The following is a 19,687-nucleotide window of genomic DNA, read 5'->3' as shown; positions in this document are numbered from 1 at the left end:
TTAGAGTCCCTGCTCGTTGAGCCAGAGGTTGAGCGCCGCCATCTGCCACAGCTTGGAGCCGCGCAGCGGGGTCAGGTCTTCGCCGGGGTTGGCCAGCAGGCGTTCGAGGGTGGCGGTGTTGAACAGGCCGCGATCCTGGCTCGGGTCCAGCAGCAGTTCGCGCACCCAGTCGCGGGTCTTGCCCTGCAGGTGCTTGAGGCCGGGCACGGGGAAGTAGCCCTTGGGCCGGTCGATCACCTCGTGGGGGATGACCTGGCGGGCGACTTCCTTGAGCACCTGCTTGCCGCCATCGCCCAGCTTGAAGCGCGAGGGGATGCGCGCGGAAAGCTCGACCACGCGGTAGTCGAGGAAGGGCACCCGCGCTTCCAGGCCCCAGGCCATGGTCATGTTGTCGACGCGTTTGACCGGGTCGTCCACCAGCATGATGGTGCTGTCCAGGCGCAGGGCCTTGTCGACCGGGTCCTCGGCGCCGGGGCGGGCGAAGTGTTCGCGGACGAAGTCGCCGGCCACGTCCCCGGTGAGCCAGCCCGGCTGCACGGTGTCGCGGTAGTCGGCGTGGCTGCGGTCGAAGAACGCCGCGCGGTAGGTGGCGAAGGGGTCGGTGGTGTCGGCCAGCGGCGGGTACCAGTGGTAGCCGCCGAACAGCTCGTCGGCGCCCTGGCCGCTCTGCACCACCTTGCAGTGTTTCGAGACCTCGCGGGAGAGCAGGTAGAAGGCGATGCAGTCGTGGCTGACCATCGGCTCGCTCATGGCGCGGAAGGCCGCCGGCAGCTGCTCGATGATCTCGTGCTCGCCGACCCGCAGCTGGTGATGGCGGGTGCCATAGCGGCGGGCGATGAGGTCGGAGTATTCGAATTCGTCGCCGCGTTCGCCGCCGGCATCCTGGAAACCGATGGAGAAGGTCAGCAGGTCCTCGACGCCGGCTTCGGCCAGCAGGCCCACCAGCAGGCTGGAGTCGACACCGCCGGAGAGCAGCACGCCCACCTCGCGGGCCGCGCGCTGGCGCACGGATACGGCGTCACGCAGGCTGCCCAGCAGCAGGTCGCGCCAGTCGGCCAGCTGCAGCCCGGCTTCCTCGGCGCCGTGGCCGTAGTCGAGGGTCCACCAGGTGCCCTGGTCGGTATTGCCCTCGGCGTCGATCATCATCCAGCTGGCCGGCGGCAGCTTCTCGATGCCCTTGACCAGGGTGCGCGGGGCCGGCACCACGGCGTGGAAGCTGAGGTAGTGGTTGAGCGCCTCGGCGTCCAGGGTGCCGTCGATGTCGCCGCCCTTGAGCAGCGCCGGCAGGCTGGAGGCGAAGCGCAGGCGGCTGGCGGTACGCGACAGGTACAGCGGCTTGATGCCGAGGCGGTCGCGGGCCAGGAACAGGCGCTGGCTGCCCGGCTCCCAGATGCCCAGGGCGAACATGCCGTTGAGCTTGGGCAGCATGTCCTTGCCCCAGGCGTGCCAGGCCTTGGCCAGCACCTCGGTGTCGCCGCCGGAGCGGAAGCGATAACCGAGGGCCTGCAGCTCTTCACGCAGCTCGGGGAAGTTGTAGATGGCGCCGTTGAAGCTCATCGCCAGGCCCAGGTCGGGTTCGACCATCGGCTGCGCCGAGCCGTCGGACAGGTCCATGATCTTCAGCCTGCGGTGGCCCAGGGCGACGGGGCCCTGGCTGTGGAAACCCCAGGCGTCGGGGCCGCGAGGGGCGAGGTGATGGGTTATGCGTTCGACCGCTGCCAGGTCGGCGGGTCGCTTGTCGAAACGTAACTCTCCAGAAATGCCGCACATAGTTCCTTACCGGTTCTGCCGTTGGGGATACCACCCGCTTTATGCGGGCAGTAAGAGTCCGACCGGTAACTTTGCCGTTGGTTTAGATCAAATAGTTATTAGGGGAAGGGGCGCTTTCCGGCCGTGGGGCGCGCTTCAGGGGCGGCCGCAGGCGCGGTTGGCGGGCACGGCGATGTCCATCATGCGCGGGTTGGGCAGGCGCAGGCTGGCCATCAGCGCCGCATAGGCCTCGGCGTCCGCCACCTGCAGGCGCGGGTTGTGGGCACGTTCCTCGGCGATGCTCGAACGCGTCCAGCCGCGGTAGTCGTGGCCGGGGCACACCTCGGTGTCGCCGGCCAGCGCCAGCAGGCGCTGCAGGCTGGCCCACTGGGCGCGTGCGTCGCCGTTCTGGAAGTCGGTACGCCCGGTGCCGCGGATCAGCAGCGTATCGCCGGTGAACACCCGCGCCGGAGTGCCGTCGGCGGGGCTGGCGGGCAGCAGGAAGCAGTAGGAGTCCGCGGTGTGCCCGGGGGTGTACCAGGCGATCAGCTCGCGTGCGCCGAAGCGCAGGCGCGTGCCGTCGGCGAAGGTGAAGCTGGCGCAGGTGCTGCCGCTTTCGGCGCCGAATCCGCTCTGGCAGCCGGTGGCCTCGCGCAGGTCGCCCAGGGCGGTGATGTGGTCGGCATGGGTGTGGGTATCGAGCGCCAGCAGCAGGCGCAGCCCGAGTTCGTCGAGCAGGTGCAGGTAGGCGTCGAGCTGTTCCTTCACCGGGTCGATCAGCACCGCCTCGCCGGCGTCGGCGAGCAGGTAGGTGTAGGTGGAGCTTTCGGCATCGAAGAGTTGGCGCAGCAGCATGGTGCAATCTCCTCAGAACAGTTTCTGCAGGGCCACCGACAGGCTGGTGATCACCAGCAGCACCGCGAACAGGCGTTGCAGTGCCGGTCCGCCCAGGCGGTACGCCAGGCGGTTGCCGACCAGCATGCCGAGCGCGCCGCCGACTGCCAGGGCACCGAGCAGCAGCGCCGGGGGCTGGGCCTGCCCCAGGTAGAGCAGGAAGCCACCGCCGGACACCACCACGACCACCGCCATGGACGTAGCGGTGGCGGCCAGTACCGAGAGCGGCGTGAACCAGAGTAGCGCCGGAACCACCAGGAAGCCGCCGCCGACGCCCATCAACCCCGACAACACGCCCACGCCCAGACCGATGGCCAGCAACGGCAGGTAACGCAAGGGGCCCGTGCCGGCGCGCGGCCGCTGGGCACCGTGCCACAGGCGCCAGGCGGACCACAGCACCAGCAGGCAGAAGCCGGTGATCAGCAGGCCCTCCGGCACCCAGTGCCCGAGCCCCTGGCCCAGTGCGTTGCCGGGCAGGCCGGTGGCGGCGAGCAGCAGCACCGGGGGCCAGGCCACCAGGCCCTGGCGCAGGCGCAGCACGGTGCCGACCAGGGCGGTGAGGGCCACCGCGCCGAGGCTCACGCCGACCGCGTCGCGCAGCGGCAGGTGCAGGCTGAGCAGCAAGGGCAGGGCCACCAGCGAGCCGCCTGCGCCGGTCAACCCGAGCAGCAGGCCGAGCAAGGTGCCGATGGCGAGGGCTTCGAGAAGCATCAGCGGTTCCAGGGCATGCGGGCGAGCACCAGGGCCAGGCCGCAGGTCCCGCTCAGCCCGGCGAAGGTGAGGCCGGCGCCGACGAAGCCGCTCAGCAGGTACCAGCCGGGATGCAGCCAGGTGCCGAGGACGACACCCAGCAGCACCAGGCTGCCGGCGCTGATCTGCACCTGGCGCTGCAACTCCAGGCCGCCGCCGCTGCCTTCGCGGGGCATGCCGCAGGCCAGGCAGGCATCGGTGCCGCCCTCGATCACCTGCACGCCCGGCAGCAGGGCGCTCAGGCGCTCGGCCGCCTGGCGCGCACGCTGGCCCTTCTGGCAGATCAGGTAGAGCTCGTCGCCGCTGCCGAGGCCTTCGCCGCGCAGGCGCTCGGCCAGGCGGGCGGGGTCCAGGTTGCCCAGCGGTTCGTTGCGGGCACCGGCGATGTGCCCGGCGCGGTATTCCGCCGGGCTGCGCACGTCGACGAGGAAGCGGGCGCCTCCCCGCTGGTGCAGTTCGGCGAAGCGCGGAGCGTCGATCAGGCGGATGGCGTCGGTCATGTCGGGTACTCCCCAGGAGTATGGGTCAGGTGTACTTGGTGAAGATCGCGCGCACGCGCGCCAGGGTCTCCGCAGCATCGCGCTCCGGGTCGAGCACGGTTTCCTCGACCAGGCAGGCGAGCATCTCCTGGTAGGCCTTGTCGAGTGCCTTGCGGGCGGCCGAGAACTGCTGCGCGATGGCCTCGCAGGGCTCGCCGCGACGGATCATCGCCTGGATGCCGCGCACCTGCCCCTCGACCCGGGCCAGGCGCTTGAGCATGGCGTCCTGGCGTTCCGGCGTGGGGCCGCTCATGGCGCCACCGCTCGTGCCGGGCGCGGATGGAGGGTGATGGGCATGGTGGGTACTCCCCTGGGTTTTATACCGGGGGGAGTATAGGAGCGGCTCGCCGGGTTGTCAGCTGCGGCGCGTTGCCGCCTGGCGGATCGGCAGGCGGCTAGCGCCCGCGCACCAGGCGGCGCAGGGGGAAGCGGTTGGGGTGGCAGGCTTCGGCGACGTCGCGGGGCACGGGCAGCGGCTCGCCCTCCAGCCAGGCGGCCAGCAGCTCGCCGGCCAGCGGCGCGGTGATCAGCCCGCGCGAGCCATGGCCGCTGTTGACGTAGAGGCCATCGAGCCAGGGCGCGGGCACGTCCGGCACCTGGCGCGCGTCGCGGCCGAGCACCGCATAGGCCTCGGCGAAGGCATCGGCATCGCACAGCGGGCCCACTAGCGGCAGGTAGTCGGGTGTGGTGCAGCGGAAGGCGGCGCGGCCTTCGAGCACGGCGGGGTCGAGCCGGTCGGCCTGCAGGCGCTCGGCCAGGTCGGGGGAAATCTCCCGCAGCAGGTCGAGGTTGCCGGCATGTTCGGCGATGGTGGGGGCCAGGTCCTGGCTGTGGAAGTCGAAACTGGCGCCCAGGGTGTGCTCGTCGTTGCGCACCGGCGCCACGTAGCCTTCGGCGCAGACCACGGTCGCCAGGGCGCGGCTGCCCTCGGTCGCCGGCAGGCGGGTGATCTGCCCACGGATGCGCTTGAGCTGCATCCCGGCGGCCTGGGGAAAGCGCAGGATCTCGGCGGCGCCGGCGAGCACCGCGACCGGCGCCTCGGCGATCACCCGCTCGCCATCCAGGGCCTGCCATCGGCCGTTTTCGCGGCGCAATTGCAGGGCCTCACTGTGGGGCAGCAGGCGGATGCCGGGCCGGGCGGCCAGCCAGCGGCACAGGGCCGGTGGGTGCACCCAGCCGGCCTCGGGGTAGAACAGCCCGCCGGCGGGCAGGGGAATGCCGGCGACGGCTTCGGCCTGCTCGCGGTCGAGGTGGCGCAGCAGGCTGGCGGGGAAGGCTTCGGCGAGGCGCAGCTGGCGCTCGGCTTCCTTGGCTTCGAAGGCCAGTTGCAGGACGCCGCAGCCTTGCCAGTCCTGGTCCGGCTGCAGGTGCTGGAGCAGGCGGCGGGTGTGGCCGAAGCCGCTGACGATCAGCCGCGACAGTGCGGTGCCGTGGGCGGAGAGCTTGAGGTACAGCACCCCCTGGGGATTGCCCGAGGCCTCTTCGGCGACGCCGGCATGGCGCTCCAGCACGGTCACCTGCCAGCCCCGTGCGGCGAGGCTGGCGGCACTGGCGCAGCCGGCGAGGCCGGCGCCTATCACCAGGGCCTGGCGCTCGCCGGCATGCGCGGCGGGCCGCGCGAACCAGGGCTTGGCGGCGGGCGCGGGCTCGCCCAGGAAGTGCCCCCGGCTCATGTGCCACTTGTTGCCGAAGCCTGGGGCGCGGCGGATCTGGAAGCCCGCCTCCTTGAGCGCGCGACGCACGAACCCGGCGCTGGTGAAGGTGGCCAGGGTGGCGCCCGGCGCGCTGAGCCGTGCCAGTTGGGCGAAGAGTTCGGGGGACCACATCTGCGGGTTCTTCGCCGGGGCGAAGCCGTCGAGGAACCAGGCGTCGATGCGCGCGTCCAGTTCGGGCAGGCACGCCAGCGCATCGCCCACCAGCAGCGTCAGCGTCACCCGGCCGTTGGCGAACAGCAGGCGCTGGAAGCCGGGGTTGATGGCGCGGTACTGGTCCAGCAGTGCGTCGGCGAACGGTGCCAGCTGCGGCCACAGCGCCAGGGCGCGGGCCAGGTCGTCGCGGGCCAGGGGGAATTTCTCGACGCTGACGAAGTGCAGCCGCGCATCGGCCGGCGCGTGCGCCTCGAAGAGTTGCCAGGTGCAGAGGAAATTGAGCCCGGTGCCGAAGCCCGTCTCGCCCACCACCAGGCGCCCGCCGGCACCGAGCTCGGCGAAGCGGCGCGGCAGGTCGTTGCCGTCGAGGAACACGTGGCGGGTCTCGTCGATGCCCGAGGTGGGGGAGAAATAGACGTCGTCGAACTCGCGCGACAGCGGCTGGCCCTGCTCATCCCAGTCGAGCAGTGCGTGATGGAAATCGGACATGGAGGACCCCGGCGGAACGAAGCGCGAATAGTAGCCGATCGCGGTGCCGCGGCGCGTGCGACAGGGGGACGCTCGGGGCGGCGGGCGAGGAGCTGGAGGCTTCGCGAGCAGTGCCCGATCCTCAGGGGCCGTTGTGGGTGCCGGCGTGGGAGTGCCTCGCGACTCTGTCGAATCTTTCACCCCGCAGCGCTGCGTCTTCCGCTATTTTTTCTCCACCAACCAGGGAGAGTCGCATGTTCGAATCTGCGGAAATCGGTCATTCCATCGACAAGGAAACCTACGACAAGGCCGTGCTGGAATTGCGCGAGGCGCTGCTGGAGGCGCAGTTCGAGCTGAAGCAGCAGGCGCGTTTCCCGGTGATCATCCTGATCAACGGCATCGAGGGGGCCGGCAAGGGCGAGACGGTGAAGCTGCTCAACGAGTGGATGGACCCGCGCCTGATCCATGTCGAGAGCTTCCTCATGCCCACCGACGAGGAGCTGTCGCGCCCGCCCCAGTGGCGCTTCTGGCGCAAGCTGCCGGCCAAGGGGCAGACCGGCATCTTCTTCGGCAACTGGTACAGCCAGATGCTCCACGCGCGGGTCGAGGGCGACATCAAGGACGGGCGTTTCGACCAGGCCATCGAGTCCGCCGAGCGTTTCGAGCGCATGCTCTGCGACGAGGGCGCGCTGATCTTCAAGTTCTGGTTCCACCTGTCCAAGAAGCAGCTCAAGCAGCGCCTCAAGGACCTGGAGAAGGACCCGCAGCGCAGCTGGAAGCTCAACCCGCTGGACTGGAAGCAGAGCGAGACCTACGACCGCTTCGTGCGCTTCGGCGAGCGCATGCTGCGCCGCACCAGCCGCGACTACGCGCCCTGGTACGTGGTCGAGGGCATCGATGAGAACTACCGCAGCCTCAGCGTCGGCCGCATCATCCTCGAAGGCCTGCAGGCCGCGCTCAAGCGCAAGGATCGCCCGGTGCCGCAGCCCCACGCGGCGCCGCTGGTCTCCAGCCTGGACCACCGCAGCCTGCTCGACAGCCTCGACCTGAGCCTGAAGCTCGGCAAGGACGACTACAAGGAACAGCTGGCCACCGAGCAGGCGCGCCTGGCCGGGCTGATGCGCGACAAGCGCTTTCGCGAGCACGCGCTGATGGCGGTGTTCGAGGGCAACGACGCCGCCGGCAAGGGCGGGGCCATCCGCCGCGTCACCGGCGCCCTCGACCCGCGCCAGTACCGCACCGTGCCCATCGCCGCGCCCACCGAGGAGGAGCGCGCCCAGCCCTACCTGTGGCGCTTCTGGCGGCACGTGCCGCCGCGCCGGCAGTTCACCATCTTCGACCGCTCCTGGTACGGCCGCGTGCTGGTGGAGCGGGTCGAGGGCTTCTGCTCCGAGGCCGACTGGTTGCGTGCCTACAGCGAGATCAACGACTTCGAGGAACAGCTGCACGACCACGGCATAGTCCTGGTGAAGTTCTGGCTGTCGATCGACAAGGACGAGCAGATGGCGCGCTTCAAGGAGCGCGAGGAAACCTCCTTCAAGCGCTACAAGATCACCGAGGAGGACTGGCGCAACCGCGACAAGTGGGACCTCTACGTGGACGCGGTGGGCGACATGGTCGACCGCACCAGCACCGAGCTGGCGCCCTGGACCCTGGTGGAGGCCAACGACAAGCGTTACGCCCGGGTGAAGGTGCTGCGCACCATCAACGAGGCGCTGGAGCAGGCGTTCAGGAAGGGCTGAACCGGTGGGCGATGGCCGCGCATACGCAGGATGAATGATCGTCGCCCACGGACATTGGGTGGATTTATCCTCGCCCTCATCGTCAATGGACACCCGTCCTCAAACCGACAAGAAAGAGGTGCGTCATGCGTGAAGTGGTGATAGTCGACAGCGTTCGGACCGGCCTGGCCAAGTCCTTCCGTGGCAAGTTCAACATGACCCGGCCGGACGACATGGCCGCCCACTGCGTGAACGCCCTCCTTGCGCGCAACGACCTGGACCCGGCGCTGGTGGACGACTGCGTCGTCGGCGCCGGCTCCAACGAAGGCGCCCAGGGCCACAACATCGGCCGCAACGTGGCCGTGCTGTCCGGCCTGGGCATCGGCGTCGCCGGCATGACCCTGAACCGCTACTGCTCCTCGGGCCTCCAGGCCATCGCCATCGCCGCCAACCAGATCGCCTCCGGTTGCAGCGACGTGATGGTCGCCGGCGGCGTCGAGTCCATCACCCTGACGCTGAAAAGCATCAACCAGGACAACTTCGTCAACCCGCGCCTGAAGCTGGAACACCCCGGCATCTACTACCCGATGGGGCAGACCGCCGAGATCGTCGCGCGCCGCTACAACGTCAGCCGCGAGGCGCAGGACCTGTACGCCCTGCAGAGCCAGCAGCGCACCGCCCGCGCCCAGGCCGCCGGCCTGTTCGACGACGAGATCGTGCCGATGAACGTGAAGTACGGGGTCGAGGACAAGGCCACCGGCGAGAAGAAGATCCTCGAGGGCGTGGTCGACCGCGACGACTGCAACCGCGCCGACACCACCCTGGAAGGCCTGGCTTCGCTGAAGCCGGTGTTCTCCGAGGACGGTTCGGTCACCGCCGGCAACTCCTCGCAGCTGTCCGACGGCGCCTCCATGACCCTGCTGATGAGCCTGGACAAGGCCATCGAGCTGGGCCTCAAGCCCCGCGCCTTCTTCCGTGGCTTCACCGTGGCCGGCTGCGAGCCGGACGAGATGGGCATCGGCCCGGTGTACTCGGTGCCCAAGCTGCTCAAGGCACGCGGCCTGTCGGTGGACGACATCGACCTGTGGGAACTGAACGAAGCCTTCGCCTCGCAGTGCCTGTATGCCCGCGACCACCTGGGTATCGACAACGAGAAGTACAACGTCAACGGCGGCTCGATCTCCATCGGCCACCCCTTCGGCATGACCGGTTCGCGCCAGGTCGGCCACCTGGTGCGCGAGCTGCAGCGCCAGGGCAAGCGCTATGGCATCGTCACCATGTGCGTGGGCGGCGGCATGGGCGCCACCGGGCTGTTCGAAGCGGTGCGCTGATCCGCAACCGCACGACGCTGGAATGGAAAACCCGCAACGGCCTGGCCGCTGCGGGTTTTCTTTTGCGCGCTGCGCACCCTGGGCGGGGGCGTGCTCCTCGTGGAATGGGGGCGCTGCGCGAAACCCATCGATGTGGCGCCGCGGGCAGCCTCGCCTGGTGGAGGTAAAAAGCGACCTCCACCCTACGCAGCGGTCATGCCCTCGCGCTGGCGCGGCGTTTTTGGGTAGGGGCGACTTCAGTCGCCAAGCAGCGCGCAGCGCTGCCCCGTGGGAGCGAATTCAATCGCGATGAGCCGGGGCGAAGGCGTGCTTTTCGTGGGAGGGAGGGGAGCTGCGCGAAACCCATCGATGCGGCGCCGCGCTCAACCTCGTGTGGTGGATGTGAAAAGCGACCTCCACCCTACGCAGCGGTCATTGTCCCAGCGCTGGAGCGGCATTTCCTGTAGGGGCGACTTCAGTCGCCAAGCGGCACGCAGGGCTGGCCCGTGGGAGCGAATTCATTCGCGATGAGCTGGGGTCGTAGGATGGGTAGAGCTGCGCGAAACCCATCGATGCGGTGTCATGGGAAGCCTCGCCTGGTGGAGGTGAAGGACGACCTCCACCCTGCGCAGCGGTCGTGCTCGCGGTGCTCAGAGGCGGCTGGCGATGATGTCGTCGGCCTGCATCATGCGGCGGATGTAGAAGGCGATCTCGCGCTCGGCGTCGGCGCGGGTGAAGTAGGGGCCTTCCAGGGTGCCTTCGCGGGTGGCGAAGAAGTACTGCCCATTCACCGCGCTGACGCGGTCGCTGCGGTAATGGGTGCCGGCTGCGGCGTCCACGGTGCGTTGCCCGAACATGCTGATTACTCCGGGGTGAATGGGTCGGATGATGTTTGAGTCTAATCCGCGTCCCGGTGCCTGCTCGATCAGGCGATGGACGGTACGAATCGACACCTGATCGCAACCGTTCGCGGAATTTCCATAAAAATGGCGCTGGAAAGCTGACGCGTGGCGCCGCTCCGACCGGTACAGTTGAGCGCCGCTCGCGCCGGCAATTGTCGCTGTGTGCGTCGCTGGGCAGGTTCTAGAATGAGCGGCCCGCCGCCTTGCCGGCCGGGTTACTTCCGCTTCGAGGTCTTCATGCACATTTCTTCCGGCCGTTGGCTCTACGGCCTGTTCCTCGCCCTGGTCACCGCCGTGCTCTGGGGCATCCTGCCGATCAAGCTCAAGGAAGTGCTGAAGGTGATGGACCCGGTGACCGTCACCTGGTTTCGCCTGCTGGTTTCCGGCTCGCTGCTGTTCGTCTGGCTCGCCGCGACCCGCCGGCTGCCGCGCTTCAAGCCGCTGGGGCGCAAGGGGGGTGGGTTGGTTGCGTTGGCCATCGCCGGGCTGCTGGGCAACTACGTGCTCTACCTGATCGGCCTGAAGATGCTCAGCCCCGGCACCACGCAACTGGTGATCCAGGTGGCGCCGATCCTGTTCCTGATCGGCAGCCTGTTCATCTTCAAGGAGAGCTTCAGCCTCGGCCAGGCGCTCGGGCTGGCGGTGCTGGTGCTGGGCTTCGGGCTGTTCTTCAACCAGCGCCTGGATGAGCTGCTCACGTCCCTCGGCACCTACACCACCGGGGTGCTCATCGTGCTGGCGGCGGCCTTCGTCTGGACCTTCTACGGGCTGGCGCAGAAGCAGCTGCTGACGGTGTGGAATTCCATGCAGGTGATGATGGTGATCTACCTCGGCTGCGCCGCGTTGCTGACGCCCTGGGTGGCGCCGCTGGAGGCGCTGCAACTGTCGCCGCTGCAGGGCTGGCTGCTGCTGGCCTGCTGCCTGAACACCCTGGTGGCCTATGGCGCCTTCGCCGAGGCGCTGGCCCACTGGGAGGCTTCGCGGGTCAGCGCGACCCTGGCCATCACCCCGCTGGTGACCTTCGCCTCGGTGGCCCTGGCCGCCAGCCTCTGGCCCGACCACGTGGTGCCCGAGCAGCTCAATGGCATCGCCTACGGCGGCGCGCTGCTGGTGGTGCTGGGCTCCGCGCTGACCGCCCTCGCGCCCTCGCTGGTGCGCGGCTGGAAGGCGCGTCAGGCCCGCGCGCTGTAACGGCTTACAGGGGCACATAGGGGCGACTGTAGGGGCGACTTCGGTCGCCCGGCGGCGCTGCGCGCCGCCGCTTTACCGGGCTGTAGCCCGGGCTACGTTTGCATCCCGAATCACCCTCCTTGGGCCTCGCTGCGCTCGGCGCCAACCTGCGCCGCGCTAGTTGCGGGTCCCCAGGGTTTCCGCCTTGCGCAGCCAGGCCTGGCGCTGTTCCTCGGAGGAGGAGCGCACCGGGGCGAATTCGGCCAGGCGGCGGGTCTTGATGCCGCAGAAGCCGAGGATGGTGCGGGTCATCTGCCGGTGCCCGGGGGCGCCGTAGATCCAGCGGAAGTACCAGGGCGGCGTGTCCAGGGTCACCAGCAGGTCGGCGGTGCGGCCTTCCAGCAATTTTTCCCAGGAGCGCACGCCGCGGTAGCGGAAGGCGAAGCCGGGGAGGAACACGCGGTCGAAGAAGCCCTTGAGCAGGGCCGGCACGCCGCCCCACCAGACCGGGTAGACGAACACCAGGTGCTCGGCCCAGTGGATCTGCCGCTGGGCCTCCAGCAGGTCCGGCTCCAGGGCCTGGCTCTGGTCGTAGCCCTGGTGCAGCACTGGGTCGAACGCCATCTCGCCCAGCTTGAGCAGGCGCACCACGTGGCCTTCGCTGCGCGCGCCCTGGGCATAGGCTTCGCCGAGGGCGTTGCACAGGCTGTTGTCCTTGGGCGAGCCGAAGATCATGAGGATGCGCTTGCCGTCGCCTTCCAGGGGCGTGGCGCCGTGCTTGGTGGCTTCAACCATGCTGGCCGGCCTCCAGCATGGTTTCCGGGCGGACCCAGGCGTCGAAGTCCTCGGCGCTGACGAAGCCCAGCGCCAGCGCCGCCTCGCGCAGGGTGGTGCCCTCGCCGTAGGCCTTCTTGGCGATCTGCGCGGCCTTGTCGTAGCCGATGTGGGTGTTGAGCGCGGTGACCAGCATCAGCCCGCGCTCCAGGTGCTCGGCCATGCGCGCCGCGTCGGGCTCCATGCCGGCCACGCAGTGGCGCTGGAAGTTGCGCGAGCCGTCGGCCAGCAGGCGGATGGATTGCAGCAGGTTGTGGGCGATCACCGGCTTGAACACGTTGAGCTGCAGGTGGCCCTGGCTCGCGGCGAGGCTGATGGTGGTGTCGTTGCCGATCACCTGGCAGGCGAGCATCGACAGCGCCTCGCACTGGGTCGGGTTGACCTTGCCGGGCATGATCGAGCTGCCCGGCTCGTTGGCCGGCAGCCTCACTTCCGCCAGGCCACCACGGGGGCCGGAGCCCAGCAGGCGCAGGTCGTTGGCGATCTTCATCAGCGCCACGGCGAGGGTCTTCAGCGCGCCGGAGAGCGCCACCAGCGGCTCGTGCCCGGCAAGGGCGGCGAACTTGTTGGGCGCCGAGACGAAGGGCAGCCCGGCCAGCGCCGCCAGCTCGGCCGCCATGGCCTCGGCGAAACCGTGGGGCGCGTTGAGCCCGGTGCCGACGGCGGTACCGCCCTGGGCCAGTTGGTAGACCGCCGGCAGGGCGTTGCGGATGGCGCGCTCGGCGTAGTCGAGCTGGGCGACGAAGGCGGAGAGCTCCTGGCCGAAGGTGATGGGCGTGGCGTCCATCATGTGGGTGCGCCCGGTCTTCACCAGGTGGGCATGCCGCGCGGCCTGCTCGGCGAGGCCGCCGGTGAGTTCGGCGAGGGCCGGCAGCAGCTCGTCGTTCACCGCCCGGGCCACGGCGATGTGCATGGCGGTGGGGAAGCTGTCGTTGGAACTCTGCGCGTGGTTGACGTGGTCGTTCGGGTGCACCGGGCTCTTGCCGCCGCGCTGGCCGCCGGCCAGTTCGTTGGCGCGACCGGCGATGACCTCGTTGACGTTCATGTTGCTCTGGGTGCCGCTGCCGGTCTGCCACACCACCAGGGGGAACTGGTCGTCGTGGCGGTGGGCGAGCACTTCGTCCGCCGCCTGTTCGATGAGCCGGGCGATGTCCGGGGAGACGGTGCCGTTGCGGCCGTTGACCCGCGCGGCGGCCTTCTTGATCAGGGCCAGGCCGTGCACCACCGCCAGCGGCATGCGTTCTACGCCTATGGCGAAGTTCTCCAACGAGCGCTGGGTCTGGGCGCCCCAGTAGGCGTCTTCGGCGACTTCGACCGGCCCCAGGCTGTCTGTTTCGGTACGGCTCATTTGCACATGCTCCAGAAAGGATTTTCCGCAGTTTAGGCCGCGGATGGAGCATGGGGTTCCGCCGGGGCGCTATTACCAGCGTGCGCGGGTGGTGCCGAGCCAGCCCATGGCGTTGTCCACCGGCACGCGTTCGCCGGTGGGGCCGCGCAGCACGCCGTCGAAGCGGCCGAACCACTGGCGGGTCTCGGCATAGAGCGGCCCGAGGCGGGGGTTGGCCTGGTGCAGCTGGCGCGGGGTGAAGGTGAGCTGCACGCGGTTGCATTCGGTGCCCAGCTGCCAGGGCGCGAGAGGGTTGCTCTGGGCCTGTTCGATGCGCACCGGGCGGTCCAGCTTGGACAGCTCGCCGCCGAACCACAGGGCGTTCTCGGTCAGGCCGCTGGCGTCGGTCCAGCCGGCTCCGAAGTTGCCGGCGATGCCGCCGCTGGTGGCGAAGGCGGCGCGGGTCCACTGGCTGTGCAGGGGCCAGACGCCACGGCCGAAGTCGAGGGCGGCGAAGCTCTGCCCGGCCTGGCAGTCGAAGTGGCGGTTGCCCAGCTGCACGCTGCCGCTGGCGGGCAGGCCGAGCTGGCGGCTGCTGGCGTGGAAGCCGCGGCCGGGGAAGGGGACGACGAGGTTCACCGAATCCAGGTGCAGCGGGCGCAGCACGTCGAGCGCGGCCTGCAGGGGCTGGCCGCCGATATCGGGCACGGCGACGGTGATGCGCGCCCGTCCCGGGTGCTCGTCCACTTTCAGGTGCAGGCGCGGGTGCTGGAACTCATAGCTTTCCAGGGGTGTGTCGGGCAGGCGGCAGCCCCGGCCGAACAGGCGCAGCTGGGAGTGGTTCACCGCGAGGCCGGTTTCCATGTCGAGGAAATAGGCCGCGCAATAGCCGATGTAGTCGAGGTCGGCGAGGGTCAGCGACAGCACCCACTGCGGGGTGGTGATGCACCAGTGGTTCCAGCGTTTGCGCCGGCCGACGTTGCCGGGCATCGCGCAGTCCAGGCGCGGGCGGTTCGACCAGCCGATGGCGGACGGGTCCAGCCGGCCCTGGGGGTCGCACAGCGTGGCCGACCCGTGCGGCACCAGGGCAGAGATGTGGCTAGTCATCGGACACGTCCATGTAGGGATGCAGCTTCCAATTTCGGGGGGCGAGGGAACATTGCGCGCGACAGGTGGCCCAAAGGGGCGATGTGTCGGTGGGCTGACAGCGTTTTATTGACGCGCAAGGATGCCTAGAGGCCGCTAGCATGAGCAAGTGATGGCATTTTGACAATAGACCGGTGGAGTGCACCGATCCACAGTTCGGCCGTGATCCGGCACACGTCCTCGTCGCTTGAGCTCTCCATGGGCTCGGGCGCAGAATGACCCGCCCTCGGGTGACCCCCGTAACCGCTCAGACAAAGGAATACCGATGACCAAGCTTCGCGTACTTTGCACCGCCGTCCTGATCGCCTGCGCCAGTGGCCAGGCGCTGGCCGATGCCGCCAGTCATGCCGCCAACGCTGAGCGCTTCCTCAAGCTCGCCCACGCCGACAAGCTCACCGTGCCGGTCTACGGCCAGGTGCAGCAGATGTTCGCCCAGCGCTTCGAGCAGAGCGGCGCGCCGGCGGACAAGAAAGCCGCGCTGGAGAGCTACCAGGCCAAGGCCAACACCGCCCTGGACAAGGCCGTGGGCTGGGACAAGCTCAAGCCCGAGCTGGTGAAGATCTACACCACCAACTTCACCGAGCCGGAACTGAAGGACCTGATCGCCTTCTACGAATCGCCCCTGGGCAAGAAGGTCCTGGAAAAGATGCCGACCCTCACCGCGCAGTCCGCCCAGCTGACCCAGTCGCGCCTGGAAGCGGCCGTGCCGGAAGTGAACAAGCTGCTGGCCGACATGACCAGCGAACTGGCCCCCAAGGACCAGAAGAAGTAAGCGGAGCCCTGCATGAGCATGCGTGATCGAATCCTCGCCGCGTTCGCGGCCCTCGAGCCCCAGCACCTGGAGGTGCTGGACGAGAGCCACATGCACAGCCGCGGCCTGGAGACCCACTACAAGGCGGTGATCGTCAGCCCGGTGTTCGCCGGGCTCAACGCGGTCAAGCGGCACCAGAAGGCCTATGGCTCGCTGGGTGAGCTGATGGGGCAGTTCCATGCCCTGGCCCTGCACACCTACACCCCCGAGGAGTGGGCCGCGCAGGGCGCCGCACCGGATTCGCCCACCTGCAAGGGTGGCAGCAAGCACGATCATTGAGGCCGCAGGTGCCCTGATGCTCTTTGTGGGAGCGGTTTCAACCGCGAAGGCCGGCGTCGCGGTCATCGCCAATGAATTCGCTCCCACAGGGGCCTTGGCGCCAGCGCCGCAAGTCGCCTGAGACCTTTTCACGCAGCCGTCCGGTTGCGCTTTTTGCTAGAATCCGCACCCAGCGCCGGCCCAGCCGGCGCTGTCGTTTCTGTCACCCGGTCCGCCCTTTGCGTGGGCGACCACTGGAGGAAGTCCCCATGTCCCGGATCGTCGTCGCGGCGCTCTACAAGTTCGTCTCCCTGAAAGATTACGTCGCCCTGCGCGAACCCCTGCTCAAGACCCTGGTCGAGAACGACATCAAGGGCACGCTGCTGCTGGCGGAGGAGGGCATCAACGGCACCGTCTCCGGCACGCGCGAGGGCATCGATGCGCTGCTGGCCTGGCTCAAGGTCGACCCGCGCTTCGCCGATCTCGACCACAAGGAGTCCTACTGCGACGAGCAGCCGTTCTATCGCACCAAGGTCAAGCTGAAGAAGGAGATCGTCACCCTGGGCGTGCCCGGCGTCGATCCCAACCAGCGCGTCGGCACCTATGTCGAGCCGCAGGACTGGAATGCCCTGATCAGCGACCCCGAGGTGCTGCTGATCGACACCCGCAACGACTATGAAGTGGCCATCGGCACCTTCGAGGGCGCGGTCGATCCGAAGACCAAGTCCTTCCGCGAGTTCCCCGACTACATCCGCCAGCACTACGACCCGGCTGTGCACAAGAAGGTCGCGATGTTCTGCACCGGCGGCATCCGTTGCGAGAAGGCCTCGGCCTACATGCTGGGTGAAGGCTTCGAGGAGGTCTTCCACCTCAAGGGCGGCATCCTCAAGTACCTGGAAGAGGTGCCCGAGGCCGAGACCCGCTGGCGCGGCGACTGCTTCGTCTTCGACAACCGCGTCACCGTGCGCCACGATCTTTCCGAAGGCGACTTCGACCAGTGCCACGCCTGCCGCAACCCGATCTCGGTCGAGGATCGCCAGTCGCCCCACTACGCACCCGGCATCAGCTGCCCGCATTGCTGGGACAGCCTGAGCGAGAAGACCCGCGCCGGCGCCCGTGAGCGGCAGAAGCAGATCGAACTGGCCAGGCAGCGCAACCTGCCGCACCCGATCGGTCGCAACCCGCGCCAGCCCATGGAGAGTTGAGAGAAACGATGGCCAGGACCCGCCTGCTCTACGTGATGGACCCGATGTGCTCCTGGTGCTGGGGCTTCGCCCCGGTCGCCGACGCCCTCGCCGAGCAGGCCCGCGCGGCTGGCGTACCGATGCACCTGGTGGCCGGTGGCCTGCGGACCGGGCAGGGCGCCTCGCTCGATCCCAACACCCGGCGCTACATCCTCGAGCACTGGCACGCCGTGCATGACGCCACCGGCCAGCCCTTCCGTTTCGACGGGGCGCTGCCGGACGGCTTCGTCTACGACACCGAGCCGGTGTGCCGTGCGCTGGTGGCGGCTCGCAGCCTGCACGAGGAGGCGACCTGGCCGCTGGTCAAGCTGATCCAGCACGCCTTCTACGCCGAGGGCCGCGACGTGACCCAGGCGGCGGTGCTGGTGGCGCTGGCCGAGACGGCCGGCATCCCGCGCATCGAGTTCGCCGAGGCCTTCGATGGCGCCGCCGCGCACCAGGCCACCGCCGAGGACTTCACCTGGGTGCAGGATTTGGGCATCGCCGGCTTCCCCACGCTGCTCGCCGAGCGCGACGGCCAGCTGGCGCTGCTGACCAACGGCTACCAGGGCCTGGAGGAGCTCGCGCCGCTGCTGGCCCGCTGGCTGGAGCGCGCGACCCATGCCTGACCGCCTGAGCTGGGCGGAGATCCGCCGCCTCGCCCTGCGCCATCGCAAGGCCCTGTGGCTGGCCAACCTGGTGGCGGTGCTGGCCACCCTCTGCAGCGTGCCGATCCCTTTGTTGCTGCCGCTCTTGGTGGACGAGGTGCTGCTCAGGCAGGGCGACGCCGCACTGAAGTTCATGGACCACTTCCTGCCCGACGGCTGGCAGGTGGCCGCCGGCTACATCGGCCTTATGCTGGTTACCACCCTGTTGCTGCGCAGCCTGGCGCTGGTGTTCAACGTGCTGCAGGCGCGGCTGTTCGCGCGGCTGTCGAAGGACATCGTCTACCGCCTGCGCATCCGCCTGATCGAACGCCTCAAGCGCATCTCCCTGGGCGAGTACGAGAGCCTGGGCGGCGGCACCGTCTCCACCCACCTGGTCACCGACCTGGACACCCTCGACAAATTCATCGGCGAGACCCTGAGCCGCTTCCTGGTGGCCATGCTCACCCTCGCCGGCACCGCCGGCATCCTGGTGTGGATGCACTGGAAGCTGGCGCTGCTGATCCTGCTGTTCAACCCGCTGGTCATCTGGTCCACGGTGCAGCTGGGCAAGCGTGTGAAGCACCTGAAGAAGCTGGAGAACGACAGCACCTCGCGCTTCACCCAGGCGCTGACCGAGACCTTGGAAGCCATCCAGGAAGTGCGCGCCGGCAACCGCCAGGGCTTCTTCCTCGGTCGCCTCGGCCTGCGCGCGAAGGAGGTGCGTGACTACGCCGTCGCCTCGCAGTGGAAGAGCGATGCCGCCGGGCGCACCAGCGGCCTGCTGTTCCAGTTCGGCATCGACGTGTTCCGCGCCGCGGCCATGCTCACCGTGCTGTTCTCGGACCTGTCCATCGGCCAGATGCTGGCGGTGTTCAGCTACCTCTGGTTCATGATCGGCCCGGTGGAGCAACTGCTCGGCCTGCAGTATTCCTACTACGCCGCCGGTGGTGCCCTGGCGCGCATCAACGAGCTGCTGGCGCGTGCCGACGAGCCGCAGTACGCCGGCCGTGTCGACCCCTTCGCCGGGCGCGACACGGTGGGCGTGCAGGTGGAAGGGCTGCGCTTCGGCTATGGCCACGACGAGCCGGTGCTCGATGGCCTCGACCTGTCCATCGCCCCCGGCGAGAAGGTCGCCATCGTCGGCGCCAGCGGTGGCGGCAAGAGCACCCTGGTGCAACTGCTGCTGGGCCTCTACACCGCCCAGGCCGGGACCATCCGCTTCGGCGGCGCCAGCCTGGAGGAGATCGGCCTGGAGCGCGTGCGCGAGAACGTCGCGGTGGTGCTGCAGCACCCGGCGCTGTTCAACGACAGTGTGCGCGCCAACCTCACCCTGGGCCGCGAGCGCAGCGACGAGGCCTGCTGGCGAGCGCTGGAGATCGCCCAGCTGGCCGACACCATCCGCGCGCTGCCGCAGGGGCTGGACAGCGTGGTCGGCCGTTCCGGCGTGCGCCTCTCCGGTGGCCAGCGCCAGCGCCTGGCGATCGCGCGCATGGTGCTGGCGGACCCGCGCGTGGTGATCCTCGACGAAGCCACCTCGGCCCTCGACGCCGCCACCGAGTACGCCCTGCACCAGGCCCTGGCGCGCTTCCTCGAGGGGCGCACCACGCTGATCATCGCCCACCGCCTGTCAGCGGTTAAGCAGGCGGACCGGGTGCTGGTGTTTGACGGCGGGCACATCGCCGAGGATGGCGACCACCAGCGCCTGATCGCCGACGGCGGGCTCTACGCCAAGCTCTACGGCCATTTGCAGCACTGAGCCCGGTGCCGCCGCGTCAAGCCGGCGCACCGCGCTGTCAACAATTCATGACGCCAACGCCCGCCGGGTCCGCGCCGGCCGCGGGGGGGCCGCTGGCGTAAGGAAAAGCTTCCGCCGCCCGGCTCGGCCCACACAGTTTCGGCACGCAACTGTGCCTTGTCTCGCGGCGCCCGGGCGGGTGTGATGGCCCCGCCACGCGTGCCGGCCATCGAGCACGCCCATGACAACAACACCCGGAGGTCCTCGATGACCCCAGCCTTGCAACCCGGCGCCCGTGCGCCCGGCCTCCCCGTATCCGCCACCGCCTGTGACCT

The 19,687-nt window shown here is 69.1% G+C and carries 18 protein-coding genes; 8 read left to right on the top strand and 10 right to left on the bottom strand.

What is annotated here, in order from left to right; translation table 11 throughout:
* The 6 genes from HSX14_RS21590 to mnmC form a co-directional block, all read right to left on the bottom strand.
* On the bottom strand, positions 1-1,770 hold the full coding sequence (locus HSX14_RS21590) for an N-acetylglutaminylglutamine amidotransferase (RefSeq protein WP_173172240.1): 1,770 nt from the start codon (positions 1,768-1,770) through the stop codon (positions 1-3).
* A gap of 135 nt (positions 1,771-1,905) precedes the next feature.
* The gene (locus HSX14_RS21585) at positions 1,906-2,604 is read right to left on the bottom strand and encodes an MBL fold metallo-hydrolase (RefSeq protein ID WP_173172242.1); all 699 of its coding nucleotides are present in this window, start codon (positions 2,602-2,604) and stop codon (positions 1,906-1,908) included.
* 12 nt (positions 2,605-2,616) lie between these two features.
* A complete protein-coding gene (locus tag HSX14_RS21580; RefSeq protein ID WP_173172244.1) occupies positions 2,617-3,354 on the bottom strand; it encodes a sulfite exporter TauE/SafE family protein in 738 nt (245 codons plus the stop codon).
* Positions 3,354-3,893: a rhodanese-like domain-containing protein gene (locus tag HSX14_RS21575; RefSeq protein ID WP_173172246.1), complete on the bottom strand. Its 540-nt coding sequence runs from the start codon at positions 3,891-3,893 to the stop codon at positions 3,354-3,356. The genes HSX14_RS21580 and HSX14_RS21575 overlap by 1 nt, the downstream gene beginning before the upstream one ends.
* 25 nt (positions 3,894-3,918) lie before the next feature.
* Positions 3,919-4,185 carry a metal-sensing transcriptional repressor gene (locus HSX14_RS21570; protein ID WP_173172248.1) on the bottom strand — a complete coding sequence of 89 codons (267 nt, stop codon included), beginning with the start codon at positions 4,183-4,185 and terminating at the stop codon, positions 3,919-3,921.
* Positions 4,186-4,327: 142 nt separating this feature from the next.
* On the bottom strand, positions 4,328-6,289 hold the full coding sequence (gene mnmC / locus HSX14_RS21565; RefSeq protein WP_173172250.1) for a bifunctional tRNA (5-methylaminomethyl-2-thiouridine)(34)-methyltransferase MnmC2/FAD-dependent 5-carboxymethylaminomethyl-2-thiouridine(34) oxidoreductase MnmC1: 1,962 nt from the start codon (positions 6,287-6,289) through the stop codon (positions 4,328-4,330).
* Between the two features lie 233 nt (positions 6,290-6,522).
* On the opposite strand from mnmC, the gene pap reads away from it, so the two are divergent.
* Positions 6,523-8,010: a polyphosphate:AMP phosphotransferase gene (gene pap / locus HSX14_RS21560; RefSeq protein WP_173172252.1), complete on the top strand. Its 1,488-nt coding sequence runs from the start codon at positions 6,523-6,525 to the stop codon at positions 8,008-8,010.
* 125 nt (positions 8,011-8,135) lie between these two features.
* Positions 8,136-9,320, top strand: coding sequence for a thiolase family protein (locus HSX14_RS21555; protein ID WP_043247020.1), 1,185 nt, complete (start codon positions 8,136-8,138; stop codon positions 9,318-9,320).
* A 629-nt stretch (positions 9,321-9,949) separates the two neighbouring features.
* Here HSX14_RS21555 and HSX14_RS21550 read toward each other — a convergent pair.
* On the bottom strand, positions 9,950-10,156 hold the full coding sequence (locus tag HSX14_RS21550; protein WP_173172254.1) for a DUF6316 family protein: 207 nt from the start codon (positions 10,154-10,156) through the stop codon (positions 9,950-9,952).
* 282 nt (positions 10,157-10,438) lie between these two features.
* Here HSX14_RS21550 and HSX14_RS21545 point away from each other — a divergent pair, with 282 nt between their 5' ends.
* Entirely contained in the window at positions 10,439-11,392 is a 954-nt protein-coding gene (locus HSX14_RS21545) for a DMT family transporter (protein WP_173172256.1), read from the top strand.
* 156 nt (positions 11,393-11,548) lie between these two features.
* Here HSX14_RS21545 and HSX14_RS21540 read toward each other — a convergent pair whose 3' ends face one another.
* The 3 genes from HSX14_RS21540 to HSX14_RS21530 form a co-directional block, all read right to left on the bottom strand.
* Positions 11,549-12,166: an NAD(P)H-dependent oxidoreductase gene (locus HSX14_RS21540; RefSeq protein WP_173172258.1), complete on the bottom strand. Its 618-nt coding sequence runs from the start codon at positions 12,164-12,166 to the stop codon at positions 11,549-11,551.
* Positions 12,159-13,553, bottom strand: coding sequence for a class II fumarate hydratase (locus tag HSX14_RS21535; RefSeq protein WP_043247029.1), 1,395 nt, complete (start codon positions 13,551-13,553; stop codon positions 12,159-12,161). The genes HSX14_RS21540 and HSX14_RS21535 overlap by 8 nt, the downstream gene beginning before the upstream one ends.
* Positions 13,554-13,625: 72 nt before the next feature.
* Positions 13,626-14,639 carry a DUF2804 domain-containing protein gene (locus HSX14_RS21530; RefSeq protein WP_173172260.1) on the bottom strand — a complete coding sequence of 338 codons (1,014 nt, stop codon included), beginning with the start codon at positions 14,637-14,639 and terminating at the stop codon, positions 13,626-13,628.
* A gap of 304 nt (positions 14,640-14,943) precedes the next feature.
* Between HSX14_RS21530 and HSX14_RS21525 the strand changes: the two genes are divergently transcribed.
* From HSX14_RS21525 to HSX14_RS21505, 5 genes are all read left to right on the top strand, one after another.
* Positions 14,944-15,450: a DUF2059 domain-containing protein gene (locus HSX14_RS21525; protein WP_173172262.1), complete on the top strand. Its 507-nt coding sequence runs from the start codon at positions 14,944-14,946 to the stop codon at positions 15,448-15,450.
* A gap of 12 nt (positions 15,451-15,462) precedes the next feature.
* On the top strand, positions 15,463-15,768 hold the full coding sequence (locus HSX14_RS21520; protein ID WP_173172264.1) for a BolA family protein: 306 nt from the start codon (positions 15,463-15,465) through the stop codon (positions 15,766-15,768).
* Positions 15,769-16,016: 248 nt separating this feature from the next.
* A complete protein-coding gene (gene trhO, locus HSX14_RS21515) occupies positions 16,017-16,952 on the top strand; it encodes an oxygen-dependent tRNA uridine(34) hydroxylase TrhO (RefSeq protein WP_173172266.1) in 936 nt (311 codons plus the stop codon).
* Positions 16,953-16,996: 44 nt separating this feature from the next.
* The gene (locus HSX14_RS21510; RefSeq protein WP_173172458.1) at positions 16,997-17,599 is read left to right on the top strand and encodes a DsbA family protein; all 603 of its coding nucleotides are present in this window, start codon (positions 16,997-16,999) and stop codon (positions 17,597-17,599) included.
* Positions 17,592-19,373: an ABC transporter ATP-binding protein gene (locus tag HSX14_RS21505; protein ID WP_173172268.1), complete on the top strand. Its 1,782-nt coding sequence runs from the start codon at positions 17,592-17,594 to the stop codon at positions 19,371-19,373. The genes HSX14_RS21510 and HSX14_RS21505 overlap by 8 nt, the downstream gene beginning before the upstream one ends.
* Positions 19,374-19,687 lie beyond the last annotated feature (314 nt).

The organism is Pseudomonas tohonis, assembly GCF_012767755.2.
Classification (GTDB): domain Bacteria; phylum Pseudomonadota; class Gammaproteobacteria; order Pseudomonadales; family Pseudomonadaceae; genus Metapseudomonas; species Metapseudomonas tohonis.
This window is presented reverse-complemented; position numbering and strand designations above follow the sequence as displayed.